The organism is Pseudomonas sp. GL_090 (genome assembly GCF_057837765.1).
The window spans coordinates 4,245,571-4,261,188 of sequence record NZ_CM174452.1; the positions used below are offsets into that span (position 1 = coordinate 4,245,571).

The 15,618-nt window shown below is 63.0% G+C and carries 12 protein-coding genes; 9 read left to right on the forward strand and 3 right to left on the reverse strand.

Features of this window, described 5'->3' with window-relative positions; all coding sequences use genetic code 11:
* Nucleotides 1-63: 63 nt before the first annotated feature.
* Nucleotides 64-1,248, reverse strand: a complete 1,185-nt coding sequence (locus AC3ITA_RS19050; RefSeq protein WP_150673463.1) for an acyl-CoA dehydrogenase family protein — start codon at nucleotides 1,246-1,248, stop codon at nucleotides 64-66.
* 395 nt (nucleotides 1,249-1,643) lie between these two features.
* Between AC3ITA_RS19050 and AC3ITA_RS19055 the strand changes: the two genes are divergently transcribed.
* The 6 genes from AC3ITA_RS19055 to AC3ITA_RS19080 all read left to right on the forward strand — a co-directional run bounded on the left by AC3ITA_RS19055 (nucleotide 1,644) and on the right by AC3ITA_RS19080 (nucleotide 8,318).
* The gene (locus AC3ITA_RS19055) at nucleotides 1,644-2,159 is read left to right on the forward strand and encodes a flavin reductase family protein (protein WP_057714069.1); all 516 of its coding nucleotides are present in this window, start codon (nucleotides 1,644-1,646) and stop codon (nucleotides 2,157-2,159) included.
* A gap of 9 nt (nucleotides 2,160-2,168) precedes the next feature.
* Nucleotides 2,169-3,848 carry an FAD-binding protein gene (locus AC3ITA_RS19060; protein WP_414928477.1) on the forward strand — a complete coding sequence of 560 codons (1,680 nt, stop codon included), beginning with the start codon at nucleotides 2,169-2,171 and terminating at the stop codon, nucleotides 3,846-3,848.
* On the forward strand, nucleotides 3,836-4,591 hold the full coding sequence (locus AC3ITA_RS19065) for a glucose 1-dehydrogenase (RefSeq protein WP_414928478.1): 756 nt from the start codon (nucleotides 3,836-3,838) through the stop codon (nucleotides 4,589-4,591). Before AC3ITA_RS19060 ends, AC3ITA_RS19065 begins: the two co-directional genes overlap by 13 nt.
* A 13-nt stretch (nucleotides 4,592-4,604) precedes the next feature.
* The gene (locus AC3ITA_RS19070) at nucleotides 4,605-5,687 is read left to right on the forward strand and encodes a 2Fe-2S iron-sulfur cluster-binding protein (RefSeq protein WP_489278200.1); all 1,083 of its coding nucleotides are present in this window, start codon (nucleotides 4,605-4,607) and stop codon (nucleotides 5,685-5,687) included.
* A gap of 231 nt (nucleotides 5,688-5,918) precedes the next feature.
* Complete coding sequence (locus tag AC3ITA_RS19075) at nucleotides 5,919-6,665, forward strand: SDR family NAD(P)-dependent oxidoreductase (protein WP_095944341.1); 747 nt, start codon at nucleotides 5,919-5,921, stop codon at nucleotides 6,663-6,665.
* A gap of 72 nt (nucleotides 6,666-6,737) precedes the next feature.
* Nucleotides 6,738-8,318 (forward strand): FadD3 family acyl-CoA ligase, encoded by a 1,581-nt coding sequence (locus AC3ITA_RS19080; protein ID WP_489278201.1) that lies wholly within the window; start codon nucleotides 6,738-6,740, stop codon nucleotides 8,316-8,318.
* Between the two features lie 251 nt (nucleotides 8,319-8,569).
* On the opposite strand, the gene AC3ITA_RS19085 is transcribed toward AC3ITA_RS19080, so the two are convergent.
* Both AC3ITA_RS19085 and AC3ITA_RS19090 read right to left on the reverse strand, forming a co-directional pair.
* The gene (locus tag AC3ITA_RS19085) at nucleotides 8,570-9,448 is read right to left on the reverse strand and encodes an SDR family NAD(P)-dependent oxidoreductase (protein ID WP_095944339.1); all 879 of its coding nucleotides are present in this window, start codon (nucleotides 9,446-9,448) and stop codon (nucleotides 8,570-8,572) included.
* Nucleotides 9,445-11,187 (reverse strand): FAD-binding protein, encoded by a 1,743-nt coding sequence (locus tag AC3ITA_RS19090; RefSeq protein ID WP_489278202.1) that lies wholly within the window; start codon nucleotides 11,185-11,187, stop codon nucleotides 9,445-9,447. The genes AC3ITA_RS19085 and AC3ITA_RS19090 overlap by 4 nt, the downstream gene beginning before the upstream one ends.
* Nucleotides 11,188-11,513: 326 nt before the next feature.
* On the opposite strand from AC3ITA_RS19090, the gene AC3ITA_RS19095 reads away from it, so the two are divergent.
* From AC3ITA_RS19095 to surE, 3 genes are all read left to right on the forward strand, one after another.
* Nucleotides 11,514-13,031 (forward strand): DUF1302 domain-containing protein, encoded by a 1,518-nt coding sequence (locus tag AC3ITA_RS19095; protein WP_489278203.1) that lies wholly within the window; start codon nucleotides 11,514-11,516, stop codon nucleotides 13,029-13,031.
* 23 nt (nucleotides 13,032-13,054) lie between these two features.
* The gene (locus tag AC3ITA_RS19100) at nucleotides 13,055-14,434 is read left to right on the forward strand and encodes a DUF1329 domain-containing protein (protein ID WP_095944336.1); all 1,380 of its coding nucleotides are present in this window, start codon (nucleotides 13,055-13,057) and stop codon (nucleotides 14,432-14,434) included.
* A gap of 78 nt (nucleotides 14,435-14,512) precedes the next feature.
* Nucleotides 14,513-15,490, forward strand: coding sequence for a 5'/3'-nucleotidase SurE (surE, locus tag AC3ITA_RS19105; protein WP_414928484.1), 978 nt, complete (start codon nucleotides 14,513-14,515; stop codon nucleotides 15,488-15,490).
* Nucleotides 15,491-15,618: the final 128 nt, after the last annotated feature.

A 15,618-nucleotide genomic window follows, 5' to 3' on the forward strand; every position in this document is an offset into this window, starting at 1 on the left:
ATGCTCGTGCATCGACGGGGCGCTCGAATCACGCAAACGGACTAGCTGATTCATGCGTAACTGTCAGAGGAAAAAGTCGCTGCTGTCCTGACCCATGCTGACCCCGCCGAGGTTCCAGGCGTACTTGGCCGGGCTGTTGGCGACGTGGGCGCGACCGGTGTGAATGTCGCGGAACGCACGGTTGATCGGATGGCTGCGGAAGATCGTCGAAGCACCGCTGTTGAACATCAGGTCGCCCACAGTCTTGGCGCACTTATCGGCCACCAGTGCCGAGTCGTATCGCATCTTCACCCGCTCGGGCATGCTCAACGGCTCACCCTTCTGCGCGCGCTCCAGCATCAGGGCGAAGTTGCGATGCAGCACGGTCTTGCACTCGTCGACGCAGACCATGGCATTGGCCAACGCCGATTGCGCAGCCGGGTCCTGGACCATCTTGCGCCCGTCATTGACCCCGACCCGGGCACGGTTGTGCTCGACAAACTGATCCACCGCGCCTTGCAGGGCACCGATGGCCGACGACGAAACCGCACGCACGAAAATCTGCCCGAACGGCAGGCGGAACAACGGTGCGGTGTTCACCGCATTGCCCGGACTGTTCTGCATGAATCCGTCGAACGCGCGATGGGTGCGGTACTCGGGAACGAAGGCGTCTTCCACCAGAATGTCGTGGGAACCGGTGGCTTCCAGACCCATGACGTTCCAGTTGTCGAGGATCTGGTAGTCGCTGCGCGGCACCAGGAACGTCCGATAATCCGGCGCCCCGCCCGCCTCTGCCGGCGGCACCAGCGCACCGAGGAACACCCAGTCGCAATGCTTGCTGCCGGAAGAAAAGCCCCAGCGACCGCTCAACTTGAAGCCACCCTCGACCCGCTCGACCTTGCCCACCGGCATATAGGAAGAGGAGATCAACACGCTGGAGTCGCTACCCCAGACATCCTGGGCCGCGCGGTCGTCGAACAACGCCAGTTGCCAGTTGTGGATCGCCACCACCCCCAGCACCCAGGCCGAGGACATGCAGCCTTCGGCAAGGGTCATCTGTACGTCGAAGAAATCCTTGGGCTCCAGCTCATAGCCTTCCCAACGGGACGGTTGCAGGATGCGAAAGAACCCGGCGTCCTGGAAATCCTTCAGGGTTTCTTCAGGCAACTGCCCGGCTTGCGCGGCATTCAGGGCGCGTTCACGCAGGATCGGCACCAACTCGCGGGCACGTTGGCTCAGACGCTGGCGAATCAGGTCTTGGTTGAGCATTTTTATTGTTCTCCTTTGTTCACCCCATCCGCCGGGGCGCGCGTGCAACGGGGCGGGTGTAGCGCCCCTACACTGGCATTCAAACAATGCGCAACGCGGCGGGCATCCCTCAAACGGACCATGTGGTTTTGGGACAACAGTTACTTGGGGTACATCTGAAAGAGGTGTGTTGGTTGGCAGGCCGCCATCGCCAGCAGGCTGGCTCCCACAGGGATTAGCGTCGTACACAAAATCAGTGAACAACCACCAACCCTGTGGGAGCCAGCCTGCTGGCGATGGGGCCGGCACATTCAACATTGAAATGGCCTGATGCCTAGTCCCCTCGGACGATGTTTGCGCTAGACGTCAGCGCAAGAATCCATCGCACTCCCCAACCAACAAAAAGGCCCAGTGCGATGAACGACGTCAATCTCAAAGCCGACATGCTCCAGGCCATGCGCCGCCTGGCCAAGTCAGTCACCATTATCAGCACCAGCAACGGCACCGAACGCTTCGCCATGGCCGCCACGGCCGTTGACTCCCTGAGCACCGAGCCGCCATCGCTGCTGATCTGCGTCAACAAGACCGCCTCGCCCCACGCCGCACTGGCGACCGGCGCCGACTTCTGCGTCAACATCCTCGGCGTCGAACAACAAGACCTGGCCAACCTGTGCAGCGGTGCAATCAAAGGCGAAGCGCGCTTCGACCGTGGCAACTGGCTGACCAGCCCCGGCGGTATTCCTTACCTGGGTGATGCGCAGTCGGCAATCCTCTGCCGCCAGGACGGCCACTTCAGCTACGGCACCCACACCGTGTTCATCGGGCGCATCCTGCAGATCCACACCACCGCCGAAATCACCCCGCTGGTCTACCTCGACGGCAGCTACACCACCACCGCCAAACCCGCACCTTCTCTCGCTGCTGCTGGCTGAGGCCCGAACATGGACAGCCTGAACCGGTTGACGGCGTTGCGAGTGAACAGCGCCGACCAGTTGCCATGGGACGACCGCTGCGACTTGCTGATCGTCGGGTTTGGCGGTGCCGGCGCCTGTGCCGCCATCGAAGCCAGCGCTCGCGGCTTGTCGGTGCTCGCACTGGATCGCTTCGAAGGCGGCGGCGCCACGGCACTCAGCGGTGGCGTGGTGTATGCCGGCGGCGGTACGCCGTATCAGCGTCAGGCTGGCTACGAAGACAGCAGTGAAGCCATGTTCAATTACCTGCGTCAGGAAGTCGGGGAAGCCGTCAGCGGCGAAACCCTAAAGCACTTCTGCGACGGCAGCCGCGAGCAACTGGCCTGGCTGGAGCGACAAGGCGCGGCCTTCGAGGCCAGCGTGCCACCGCATAAAACCTCGTACCCGAGCGACCAGTACTATCTCTATTTCTCCGGCAACGAAGCCGTGCCGGCCTATGCCGCCAGCGCCAGGCCGGCGCCCCGTGGCCACCGCACCCAAGGCCCGGGTATGTCCGGCGCCAGCCTGTTCGCCCCGCTCAAGGCCAGCGCCTTGCGTCATGGCGCACGCCTGCGCAGCCAGTGCGAAGTGCGGCGACTGGTGCTCGACCTCGACGACAAGGTCATCGGCGTCGAAGCCTGGCAACTGCCGTCGGGCAGCCGCGCCGCCAAACAACATGCGCGCCTGTCGCGCTGGACCGCTGCCATTCATATGTACGCTCCGGCATTGGCCGACCGCTTGCGCGCCCGGCAGCGTCGCATCGAACAGAGCAGCGCCATTCGGCAATTGATTCGCGCCGAACAGGCAGTGCTGCTGAGCAGCGGCGGCTTTATCTTCAATCGCGATCTGGTGCGCCAACACGCGCCGCAATACCTGGCCGGCCTGCCGCTGGGCGCCACCGGGTGCAATGGCAGCGGCATCGCCCTGGGCCAGAGCGCCGGTGGCAGCGTGGCGCGGATGGACAAGGTCAGCGCCTGGCGTTTCATCAACCCGCCACTGGCCTGGGCCCGCGGGCTGATCGTCAATGCCCGCGGACAGCGTTACGCCAACGAAGAAATCTACGGCGCGACCCTCGGCCACGCCATGGTCGAAGAGCAGGATGGCCGAGCCATTCTGGTACTCAACCGTGAGCTGGTGCGCGAAGCGCTGCGCCAGGTCGGCCCGGGCAAAGTCTGGAATTTCCAGCGCCTGCCGGTGCTGCTCAATCTGCTGTTCAACGCCAAGCGCAGCAACAGCCTGGCCGGGTTGGCCAAACGCTGCAACCTGCCGCCGGAACTGCTGCGCCAAAGTGTCGAACGCTACTCCCGAGCAGCACGCGGTGAGGTCGCCGACGAGTTCGGCAAGTCCGCCGCGATGCTCGCCAACCTCGACCAGGGTCCGTGGTACGCCCTCGACCTGTCTTTCGACAGCAAGCTCTTCCCCTGCCCGGTCATCACCCTCGGCGGGCTGAAGGTCTGCGAGGCCAGCGGACAGGTGCTGGACCACGCCGGCCAGCCAATAAACGGTCTCTACAGCGCCGGCCGTAACGCTGTCGGTGTCGCGTCCAACCTTTATGTCTCCGGCCTGTCATTGGCCGACTGCATCTTTTCCGGTCGCCGGGCTGCCGCCCACGTGGCCGACCAATTCGCACTTCAAACCGCACGATCAGGAGAACAACAATGCAACGTGTAGAAGGCAAAGTCTGCATCATCACCGGCGCCGCCAGCGGCATCGGTCGCGAAGACGCCCTGCTGCTGGCCCGCGAAGGCGCCAAAGTGGTGCTGACCGATCTCAACGAAGAGGCTGGCCGTCAGGTTGCCGCCGAGATCGGCAGCAACGCGCTATTCATCCGCCACGACATCGCCAGCGAAAGCGATTGGCAACACGTGGTCAAGACCACCGTCGAACACTTCGGCCGTCTCGATGTATTGGTCAACAACGCCGCGATCCTGGCCCTGGGCAGCATCGAAGACACCACGCTGGAACTGTGGCAGAAAGTGCAGAAGATCAACGGCGAAGGCTACTTCCTCGGCTGCAAGTACGCGATCCAGGCCATGAAGGAAACCGGCGGCGGCTCGATCATCAACATGTCGTCGGTGGCGGCCTTGGGCGCAATGCCGATGTTCTGTGCCTACTCGGCGTCCAAAGGCGCAGTGGCGGCGATGACCCGCTCCATCGCCTTGCACTGCAAGCAACAGGGTTACCGCATCCGCTGCAACAGCGTGCACCCCGATGGCGTGAACACGCCGATGACCCAGGCCCTGGCCGGTGGTCAACCGATCCCGCAGGAAGCGCTGGACCAGGACCCGATGAACCGAATGGCCGCGCCACGGGACATTGCCAACGTGGTGCTGTTCCTCGCCGCCGACGAGTCGCGATTCGTCAACGGTGCCGAGATCCGCGTCGACAACGCCCAGCTGATCAGCGGGCTCTGAGGTCGAGGTGAACATGGGCACGCAACAACAGAACCTGACCCCGGCCGAACACACGACGGGAAGTGTCTCATTGCAAGTGTGCGCGGTGATCGACGAGACCGCCGATGCGCGCTCGCTGGTGCTGGACGTACCGCCAACCCTGCGTGAGCGCTTTCGCTACAAACCGGGCCAGTTCCTGAGTTTTCGCGTGCCCTTGGCCGGTAAACTGTTGACCCGTTGCTATTCCATGGCCAGCTCGCCCCTCGCGGACGCGCTGCCCAAGGTCACGGTGAAACGGGTCGACGGCGGCCGGGTGTCGAACTGGATGAACGAAGTGCAGGTCGGCGACTGGCTGGAAGTACTGCCACCGGCCGGGTTTTTCTGCCTGGACCCGCAGGCGGACACCGAAAAGCCCCTGGTCCTGTTCGGGGGCGGTTCGGGCATCACCCCGGTGTTCTCGATTCTCAAGTCGGTGCTGCACAGCAGTCGGCGGCCGATCAAGTTGATCTACGCCAACCGCGATGAAGCGTCGGTGATTTTCAAGGACGAGCTGTGCCGGTTGATCAAGGCGCATCCTGATCAACTGCACGTGGTGCACGTCCTCGATTCGGTGCAGGGTTTCCTGACGGACCATCAGGTCCGTCATCTGCTGCGCGGGTCGGTCGGCGGCGACTACTTCATCTGCGGGCCGGGACCGTTCATGGACACCGTGGAGCGCGCGCTGCTGGCACTGGGCGAAGCGGCCGAGCGGATCCATGTCGAACGTTTCGTCTCACCGCCGGACCCCGACGAACTATTGGCCGAAGAAGCCCTCGCCCGCGAGGCAGCGATGGGTTCGCAGTGCAAAGCGCTGATCGTCGAACTCGATGGCCAGCAACACGAAATTACCTGCCAGCCGGGCGACACCCTGCTGCAAAGTTGCAAGGCCGCCGGCCTGGATGTGCCGTCGTCCTGTGAAGAAGGTTTCTGCGGCGCGTGCATGTGTGTGGTCAAGGAAGGCGAGGTTCAGTTGGCACGCAACGATGTGCTGACGCCCAAGGAACTGGCCGACGGCTGGACCCTGGCCTGCCAGAGCCGACCAACCGGCGCCAAGGTACACCTGAAATTCCCCGATTGAAGATACGCATCCCCCTGTAGGAGCGAGCCTGCTCGCGATGGACGTCAACGATAACGCGCCCTATCTGAATGACCGCGGTGCCCGGGCGTTTTTCGCGAGCAGGCTCGCTCCTACAGTTGAAATGTGCCGGTCTTGAGATCTGTTGCTTAGTCTCATTGGACGATCACCCAGGCCCGGTCAGCGGTTAGACTCGGCCACAGCATTAGCCCACAACAATAAAGAGGTGCAGTTATGGCTCGTTTGCAGAATAAGGTCGCGGTGGTCACCGGCGGCGCTTCGGGGATCGGTCTGGCCTGCGTGCGCCGTTTCGCGGCCGAAGGCGCGCAAGTGGTCGGGCTGGACATCGGCAGCGCACCGGCAGACTTTCCCGGCCTGTTCATGACCCTGGACGTGCGCGACGAAGCGCAGGTGCAGCAGGTCATGCAAGAAGTCATCAACCGCTTCGGACGCATCGACGTACTGGTCAATGCCGCTGGCGTCGCCGACCAGGGCAGCGTGACCCAGACCACCACCGCCAACTGGCAACGGGTAATGGACATCAACCTGACCGGCAGCATGCTCACCAGCAAGTACGCGCTGGCGTCGATGGTTGAACAACGCAATGGCTCGATCATCAACGTCGGTTCGATCTTCGGCCTGCAAGGCTGCGACGGCAACGTGGCCTACAACGTGTCCAAGGGCGGCATCAACCAACTGACCCGCTCGATGGCCATCGACTACGGCTACGCCAACGTGCGCGTCAACGGTTTGTGCCCGGGCCTGATCGAAACGCCGATGACCAGCATGGTCCGTGACAACGACGCGTTCCACGCCTTCTTCGCCTCGCAGCATATGCTCAGCCGCTCCGGGCAACCGGAAGAAGTGGCCAACGTCGCGCTGTTCCTGGCCTCCGACGAAGCGTCCTTTGTCAGCGGCCAGATGATCGCCGTGGACGGTGGTTTCTCCGCCGGTCGCCGTTTCGCCCCGCCCGCCCAGTAATTCGTTATCCGGCCGGGCGCCCTGCCCGGCCTACTCCCTTTTTCGCAACTGTCTTCTAACCGGGGAGGCCCCATGCCGCCTGTCGCCACCGCACTGACCATCGCTCAACTGTTCGCCAACGCTGCCCAGGCCTACGGCGATCGCCCGGCCATCGAGGACGCGGGCCTCGTCATCAGTTACCGACAACTGGACCAACTGCGCCGCCAGGCTGCCCGCGCACTGCTGGCCCTCGACGTACAGGTCGGGGACCGCGTGGCGGTCTGGGCACCCAACGTGTGGGAATGGATTGTCGCCGCCGGTGCCCTGCAAAGTGTCGGCGCCGCCCTGGTGCCGCTCAATACCCGGATGAAAGGCAGCGAGGCCGGCTACATCCTGCGAGAAAGCGGCACCTGCGTACTGTTTGCCATCGGCGAGTTTCTTGGTGCGGACTATCCCGGCATGCTGGCGTCCGAGGATCTGCCTGAGCTGCGCCACATCGTCAGCGTACGCGGTGCCAACTCAGGCACCCTGGCCTGGGAACGGTTTATGGACCTGGGGATCGACGTGCCGCACCTGGCCCTGCGTACCCGCGAACAGAGCGTTGGCCCGCAGGCCTTGTCCGACGTGCTGTTCACCTCCGGCACCACCGGCAAACCCAAAGGCGTGATGACCAGCCACGGCCAGAACCTGCGCATCGTGCGTGACTGGAGCGATATCGTCGGCTTGCGCGAGAGCGATCGCTACCTGATCGTCAATCCGTTCTTCCACTCCTTCGGCTACAAGGCCGGTTGGCTGGCGGCGTTGATGCGTGGCTGCACTCTGCTGCCGCAGCAAGTGTTCGACGTGCAGGCCGTGCTCGAATGCGTGCAACGGGAACGCATCACCGTGTTGCCCGGGCCACCGACGTTGTATCAGTCGTTGCTGGCCCATCCGCAGCGCAACGAATTCGACCTGAGTTCCTTGCGCGTGGCAGTGACCGGGGCGGCGGCGATTCCCGTGGAGATGATCCACCGCATGCGCGACGAACTGGGCTTCGCCACCATCGTCACCGCGTATGGCCTGACGGAAGTCTGCGGTTTCGCCACGATCTGCCGCGCCGGTGACTCTGCGGAACGGGTCGCCAACACCAGTGGCCGGGCGATGCCGGGAGTTGAAGTGCGTTGTGTCGGCAGCAGCGGTCGCAGCCAGCCGGCGAGCGTTCCCGGTGAAGTGCAGATTCGCGGCTACAACCTGATGCAGGGTTATCTGAACAACCCCGAAGCCAGCCAGGAAATTCTCGACGCCGACGGCTGGCTGCACACCGGCGACATCGGCATGCTCGACGAGCAGGGTTACCTGCGCATCACCGAACGCCTCAAGGACATGTTCATCACCGGCGGCTTCAATGTGTACCCGGCGGAGATCGAACAGTGCTTGCTGACCTATCCGGGCGTGGCCCAGGCAGCGGTGATCGGCATTCCCGATGAGCGCATGGGTGAAGTGGCGATGGCGTTCCTGCTGCCCGCACCAGGTGTGGAAATCGAACAGGCGCGGTTCCTCGCCTGGTGCCGCGAGCAGATGGCCAACTACAAGGTTCCGCGCCGGGTGCAGGTGCTGCAGAAGATGCCGATCAATGCGGCGGGCAAAGTGACCAAGAATGTGTTGCGCGAGTGGGCACTGCAGCCCGCAGACTAAACGCAATCCCTGTAGGAGCGAGCCTGCTCGCGATGGTGTGTCAGTCGACATCAATGCAACTGATAGACCATCGCGAGCAGGCTCGCTCCTACAATGTTCGAGGGTGTACACAGATTTCGCGTCCGACACAGATCAACTGTGGGATCGAGCTTGCTCGCGATAGCGTCAGGTCAGTCAACATAGATGTTGAATGTTCTGCCGTCATCGCGAGCAGGCTCGCTCCTACAGATTTTTGTGTATGACTGGACGGCTCAGACCACCCGCGCCGGATGCTGCTGGCGCGGGTTGCCGAGCATGGCGCGGTGGGACGGTGGCTGGCGGCCTTCGGCTTCACTGATGCCGTAGCCGGGGGCGATTTCGGCGGTGATCAGGGTCTGCCCGGACAACGCCATCAACTGTGGATCATTGAGCAAGGCATGAATCACCCGCCCGTTGAACTGTGGGGTTTCAGCGTGAGCCAGGAACGCCTGGTACTGCTCGCCATGCTGCTCGCCGGCAATCTTCGTGCGTTCGGTCAGTTGCGGGCCGAGCCACAGCGATAACGCCGCCACACCCTGCCCTTCGAAATCGATCGCCATGTCCGCCGCCAGCTTGTCGACCCCGGCCTTTTGCGCGCCGTACGCCGGGCCATGCATGTAGCACCCGGCACCGAATGACGAGGTAAAGCAAATCAGCCCCTGGGCACTTTTCAGCAACAACGGTGCCGCGTAGAAGCTGGCGATGTAAGCCGAGCGCAGACCGACGTCGAGAATGCGCACCAGCTCCAGCGGTTTGGCCCAGAACGGCCCCGGTTCGATCAACCGGTCATGGATGAACGCGGCGTTGTTGACCAGCAAATCCAGATGCCCGCTCTCTGCTTCAACGCGGGCAAACAGTGCCTGAACCTGCGCGTCATCGGCGTGGTCACAGACGACCGCGATACCGCGTCCACCGGCAGCGGTAACCGCAGCGGCGGTGTCCTGCAACGAGCCGCGCAAGGCATGCCCATACAAATTCGACCCGCCTTGCGCCGGAGCACGACCGGTGACATACACTGTCATGCCCGCCGCCCCGAGGGCCTGGGCAATGCCCTGCCCGACTCCGCGACTGGCGCCGGTCACTACGGCGACCTGTGGATGCTGGTTGTTCATTCGACACTCCCGAACAAGGTTTTCGCCGACGCGGTTTCGCTCTGGCGTTTGATGTGATTGGCGGCCAGGTAACCGAAAGTCATGGCCGGGCCGATGGTAGAACCGGCGCCCGGATAGGTGCGGCCCATCATTGAGGCGGCGCTGTTGCCGATGGCGTACAGGCCGTTGATCGGTTCGCCGTCTTCATGCAACACGCGGGCGTGCACGTCGGTCAGCAGGCCACCCTTGGTGCCGATGTCGCCGGCGTCGATGCGCACGGCATAGAACGGTCCCTTGAGCAACGGCGCCAGGCACGGATTGGGTTGCACGTTCGGGTCGCCGTAGTAGCGATCGAACAGCGATTCGCCCTTGTGGAAATCCTCGTCGACGCCCTGCACCGCCATGCCATTGAAGCGCTGCACGGTGCGCACCAGCCCGCCAGCGTCGACACCGATTTTCGTCGCCAGTTCTTCCAGGCTCGACGCCTTCTGGAAGTAGTCGCGCAAATGCTCGGGCAATTGCCAATCGCGCTGGGCATAGCCCGGCAGCAACGCACCGCACGGGTATTTGCGGCGGAACTCGGCGTCAAACACCATCCAGCACGGCACGCTCGCGGCACCTTCGCGGTTATTGGCGTACATCGCGTAAACGATATCGGTATAGGGCGCGGCTTCGTTGACGAAACGCGCCCCCGCCGCGTTGACCATCACGCACCCCGGTAACGTACGTTCAACGAACAAGGCGCGCTGTTTTTCTTCCCCGCGCACGTAAGTGGTCGGCGCCCACCAGCTGTGCTCCATCAACGCGGTTCGTGCGCCAATGGCCTGACCCGCGCGGATACCGTCGCCGGTATTGTTCGGCGGCGTGGCGCTCCAGTTCACCTGGGACGGCTGCGGCAGGTACTGCTCGCGCATCGCCTGGTTACGCTCGAAACCACCGGCGGCAATGATCACCCCGTAACGCGCCTTGACGTTGAGCAACTGACCGTTGCGATTGACCCGCGCCCCACCGACCCGGTCATCAACCAGCAATAGTTCTTCGAGCGCACAGTTGAGCCACAGCGACTTGCCGCGATCGAGCAACGAACAGCGCAAGGCGCCGATCAAGGCATTGCCCAAAGTCAGGAAACGGTCGCGACGGGACAAGCGTCGGCCTTCGCGATCACGCCAGTAGCGCCACATCACCCGCAGGGTCAGGCGCAACCAGCCGGGCCCACGGCACAACAGCACTTGCGCCTCTTTCATGGTCATCGCCATGCGCCCCATCATCAGGGTGCCGGGGGACGGTGCGCGCATGCGCAGGAATTCTTCGCCGAGTTCGGCGGCATCGAACGGTTGCGGATCCATCGAGCGATAGCCCGGTTTGCCGCCCTCGACTTCCGGGTAGTAATCGGCGTAGCGCGGTTGCGCCTCGAAGCGCACACGGGTGTGTTGTTCCAGGTACTCGACCATCTCCCGACCATGCTCGACATAGGCTTCGATGCGCCCGTCATCGATCTCGCCATGGGTCACGGCGCGGATGTAGGCAATCGCTTCGGCCGCCGAATCACTGCCGCCGATCGCATTGATCCGGTGGTTGTTGGGGATCCAGATGCCGCCGCCGGACACCGCCGAGGTACCGCCGTACTCGCCGCTCTTTTCGATCAGCAGCGCATTGAGGCCCAGGTCGTGGGCGCGCAGCGCAGCGGTCATGCCCCCGGCTCCCGAGCCAATCACCAACACATCACAGCACTCATCCCATTTGATCCCGGCAGCGTTCATGCGATCACCCTTGTTCAGCGCCCATCAGGCAGAAACCGCCACCGCCGGATCTTCGCCCGGTGCAGTCGGTCTCGGGATTGTTCGCCGCGCGCGCCGGGTGTTCATCGTCCGATAAGACTAAGGCCAGGCCTGGGGCCGCCCCGTACAAATCGCTTAGTCCGCTTGGACGATGTTGCGCGCAAGTCGTGACTCCATAGTCGCCCACAGCACCAATCACCCCCCTGAAATGCAGGTCGGGCAGGTCTGACCTGGGCCATGAGGACGACATGATAAAAACAATAATCGCCCCACCAACACAGCACCCTCGCACACAGCTTGTTCTATTGATGCTGGCTGGTGGACTTAGCGCTCACGTTAACGCCATGAGCTTTCAGCAAAGCGAAGACTTGAGCATCGACTGGGACACCACACTGACGTACAGCCTCGCCTGGCGGACCGAGTCTCGCGATCACAAATTGACTGCCAATGCCAACGGCAACGACGGCGACAACGCGTTCGACAAAGGCAGCCTGATCAACAACCGCAGTGGCTTTCTCACCGAAGCCAACATCAAGTGGCAAGACGACTACGGCGTGTTCGTCCGGGCGACGGGCTTCTACGACAACGTCTACGATCAGGACAACGACAACACCACCGGCACTTCCAACTGCTTCGCCGGCGGCCATTGCAGCAAGCCTGACCGCTTCTCCCAGGACACCATCGACCAGCACCGCAATGAACTGCGCATGCTCGATTACTACGCCTATGGCACCTGGGACCTGGGCGGCCATGCCTTCAACGCGCGCCTGGGCAACCAGGTGGTGAGCTGGGGTGAAAGCCTGTTCTATCCGGGCATTTCCGCGGCCCAGAGCCCGGTGGACGCGACCAAGGCGACCACCCCGGGCGTCGAGGTCAAGGAAATCCTGCTGCCGGTCGGCCAGCTGTTCACCCAGTTCGCCCTGACCGAAAGCCTGGGTATCCAGGCCTACTACCAATACAAGTGGGAAAAGACCGAGCTGTTCGGCGTGGGTAGCTACTTCTCCACCACCGACTTCATCGACGAGGGCGGTTTCAACGACGCCTCCGGTTTTGTCACCCGTCTGAAGGACGACAAGCCGAGCGACAGCGGCCAGTACGGTGTGGCCTTCACCTACGCCGCCGAGTCGCTGAACAACACCGAGTTCGGCCTCTTCTATTCGCGCTATCACGACAAGACGCCGTCGCTGGATTTCGCGACGAACCTGGGCCGCTACCAGGTGCGCTACTTCGACAACATCGACCTGTTTGGCGCGAGCTTCGCCACCGTGCTGGGCGACGTCAGTTGGGCCGGTGAAGTCAGCTACCGCGACGGCACGCCGGTGATGGTCGACAACGGTTTCTCCAGCCCCGTGCGTGGCAAGACCGTGCAAGCGCAAACGTCGATGATCTACGTGCTCGGCCCGACCGCCTTCGCCGACAACACCAGCCTGACCGGCGAGCTGGTCTACAACACCGTGGTCAGCAACGACAAGTCGCAGCCGGTGACCCTGGCGCCGGGCTTCGCGCTGCCGGGAACCGACAGCCTGGTCTACGACCGCGATGCCTGGGGCTACACGGTGCAGGCGAACTTTGACTACAACGACGTGTTCAGCGGATGGGACATGTCGGTGCCTGTCACCTTCAGCGCCGCCGCTCACGGCGACAGCTCGATGGTCGGCTCGATCAACGCCGGCCAGAACGATAACCGCGCCAGCATCGGCAGCTCGTGGCGCTACCTGGGCAACTTCACCGTCGAGGCCCGTTACAACGCCTACCTCGGCAGCGCCAACAACAGCCCGTTGGCCGACCGCGACAACGTCGCGCTCAACTTCAAGTACCGGTTCTGATTCCCCTGTCGGAGGAGCACAGCATGTCCAGATTCACCCAAACCTTACTGAGCACGGCATTGACCGTCGGCCTGCTCGGCAGTGGCCTGGCCTACGCCAAGGTCAGCCCCGAAGAAGCCGCCCGCCTGGGCCAGGACCTGACCCCGATGGGCGCGGAAAAAGCCGGCAACGCCGACGGCAGCATCCCGGCCTGGTCCGGCAAATGGCTCGGCCTGCCGCCAGGCCTCAAGTTTGACGGCCCCGGTACGCCATACCCGGACCCCTATGCCGCGGAAAAACCGTTGTTCGTGATCGACTCGAAGAACATGGACAAGTACGCCGAGAACCTCACCGACGGCCAGAAAGCGTTGCTCAAGCGCTACCCTGACACCTTCAAGATCCCGGTGTACCCGAGCCACCGCGACTTCCGCGTTGACCCGAAACTGGTCGAGGCGGTCAAGCACAACGCCGTCAACGCCGAGCTGGCCAACGACAACAACGACACGAAAAACGCCTGGGCCGGTTCACCGTTCCCGATTCCCAAGAACGGCAGCGAGTTGATGTTCAACCACACCCTCGCCGGCCGCGCCGCCGCCGAAGAGGCCAACTACCGGCAGGCCGTGGTGTACTCCAACAAGGAGCGGGTACTCGAAGAGGTCAACTACAAGATCTTCTCGATCTGGTCCAACCCGGACCGAACCCTGGAGACATCCAACGGCATTCTCACCAACTTCCTGATCACCACGCTGGAACCGGTGCGCAAGAAAGGCGAGATCGTCGTCGGTCACGAGTTCATCAACCCGACCGCCTCCCCGCGTCAGGCCTGGCAGTACAGCCCCGGTCAGCGCCGGGTGCGTCGCGCGCCGACCGTGGGCTACGACTCGCCGACCGGCGCGGGAGGTTTTCGCGTGTACGACGAAGACCGTTTGTTCAACGGTGCCCCGGACCGCTACAACTGGACCATCGTCGGCAAAAAGGAAATCTACATTCCTTATCACAACTACAAGATCGATGATCCGAGCGTAAGCACCGATCAGATTCTGGCCACCACCGGCCATATCGATCCGCAGTACATGCGCTATGAAAAACACCGCGTCTGGGTGCTGCAAGCCACCCTCAAGGAAGGTGCCCGCCACGTGTACGCCAAGCGTGTGATGTACCTGGACGAGGACACCTGGGCCGCGACCCTGGCCGACAACTACGACAGTCGCGGCCAACTCTGGCGCACCAACATGCAGACATCGATCTACGCCTACGAGATGCAGCGTTACCACGCTCGCCTCGGGGTCTATCACGACCTGATCGCCGGTTCGTATCTGGTTGACCGGATGCTGATCGATCAGAAACCGGCGAAGCTCAACGCCACCGCCTTCACCGAAGACGAGTTCACCCCTGGCAACCTGCGCAAACTCGGTACCCGCTAAAACCTCAGCGCCCCGACCGATTCATTCGGTCGGGGCGTTATGCTTTTCCAAATCTGTAGATTTCACGGAAGACTGCCCATGAACAAACTCCTCACCGGCGTCATCGCCATGGCCAGCGTTGGCCTGTCGATGCACGCCAATGCCCTGAACATCCTGCTGACCAACGACGACGGTTGCCGTGCACCCGGCATCGATGCGATGTACCGCGCCCTGACTGCTGCCGGGCATAAAGTCACCCTGGTCGGCCCGTTGAACGACAGCAGCGGCATCAGCGCCGCCAGCGTGGTCGTACCTGGCCAGGCCCTGGCGGTGACCGAACTGGCGCCGGGCAAATTTTGCGTCGGGCCACCGCAGGGCTACACCCCGCCAGCCGGCAAGACGTCCGCCATCGGCACGCCGGTGGATGCAGTCAACGTCGGCCTCGATGTCATCCTCAAGGATTCGCCGCCGGACCTGGTGGTATCGGGCAGCAACTTTGGCGAAAACGTCGGCCCGCTGACGCAGATGTCGGGCACCCTCAACGCCGCCGTTCGTGCCATGTTCAAAGGGGTTCCAGCCGTGGCGGTGTCAACGGCCATCGACATGGACCTGATCATCCGCGACCAGCAGGCCGGCTACCGCAAGACCCTCGGCGCCATGGACGACACGGCGCGCTTTGCCGTGAAGGTGATCGAACAGGCGAGCCTGACCGGCGCCGAAGCCAGACAGGCCTGCGCCAAAAGCAAACACTCGTGTGAGCTGAACGTGCTCGGCCTGCCAGGCGTCAACGGCCTGAACCTCAACTACCCGCCCCTGAAACCCGATGAAGTCAAAGGCGTGAGCTTTGCGCCGATCGGCAACTGGGATCGGGTGAACTTCACCTCACAGCGCGGCGCCGACGGCGTGGTCCACGTCAACCTGGCCCCACCGTCGACACCGACCGAAGTCCAGCAAAAGGCCGATGCCTATCAACTGTGGCAAGGCCACGCGGTCATCACCGTGATCGACGGCAACATGACCGCGCCGCAGGCAGTGCAGGATCAGGCGAAGGAGATGTTGCAAGGCATCAAGCCTTAAACCGACGCATATCGACCGGCAAGTTCAACTCGACGTCTCTTGTTTCTGAATGACTCGTAGGACATTTCCTGTTCGTACCCGGACACCTTGAATTCCGTCGCTGCCCCGTTAGTTTGCGCTAGCCCGGC

Bases quoted from the DNA above. Each gene is read 5' to 3' on its own strand.
- AC3ITA_RS19080 (WP_489278201.1), top strand. From the start codon at position 6,738: ATGCCGCCTGTCGCCACCGCACTGACCATCGCTCAACTGTTCGCCAAC.
- AC3ITA_RS19095 (WP_489278203.1), top strand. From the start codon at position 11,514: ATGCTGGCTGGTGGACTTAGCGCTCACGTTAACGCCATGAGCTTTCAG.
- AC3ITA_RS19055 (WP_057714069.1), top strand. From the start codon at position 1,644: ATGAACGACGTCAATCTCAAAGCCGACATGCTCCAGGCCATGCGCCGC.
- AC3ITA_RS19100 (WP_095944336.1), top strand. From the start codon at position 13,055: ATGTCCAGATTCACCCAAACCTTACTGAGCACGGCATTGACCGTCGGC.
- AC3ITA_RS19090 (WP_489278202.1), bottom strand. From the start codon at position 11,187: ATGAACGCTGCCGGGATCAAATGGGATGAGTGCTGTGATGTGTTGGTG.
- AC3ITA_RS19070 (WP_489278200.1), top strand. From the start codon at position 4,605: ATGGGCACGCAACAACAGAACCTGACCCCGGCCGAACACACGACGGGA.
- AC3ITA_RS19050 (WP_150673463.1), bottom strand. From the start codon at position 1,248: ATGCTCAACCAAGACCTGATTCGCCAGCGTCTGAGCCAACGTGCCCGC.
- AC3ITA_RS19085 (WP_095944339.1), bottom strand. From the start codon at position 9,448: ATGAACAACCAGCATCCACAGGTCGCCGTAGTGACCGGCGCCAGTCGC.
- surE (WP_414928484.1), top strand. From the start codon at position 14,513: ATGAACAAACTCCTCACCGGCGTCATCGCCATGGCCAGCGTTGGCCTG.
- AC3ITA_RS19065 (WP_414928478.1), top strand. From the start codon at position 3,836: ATGCAACGTGTAGAAGGCAAAGTCTGCATCATCACCGGCGCCGCCAGC.
- AC3ITA_RS19060 (WP_414928477.1), top strand. From the start codon at position 2,169: ATGGACAGCCTGAACCGGTTGACGGCGTTGCGAGTGAACAGCGCCGAC.
- AC3ITA_RS19075 (WP_095944341.1), top strand. From the start codon at position 5,919: ATGGCTCGTTTGCAGAATAAGGTCGCGGTGGTCACCGGCGGCGCTTCG.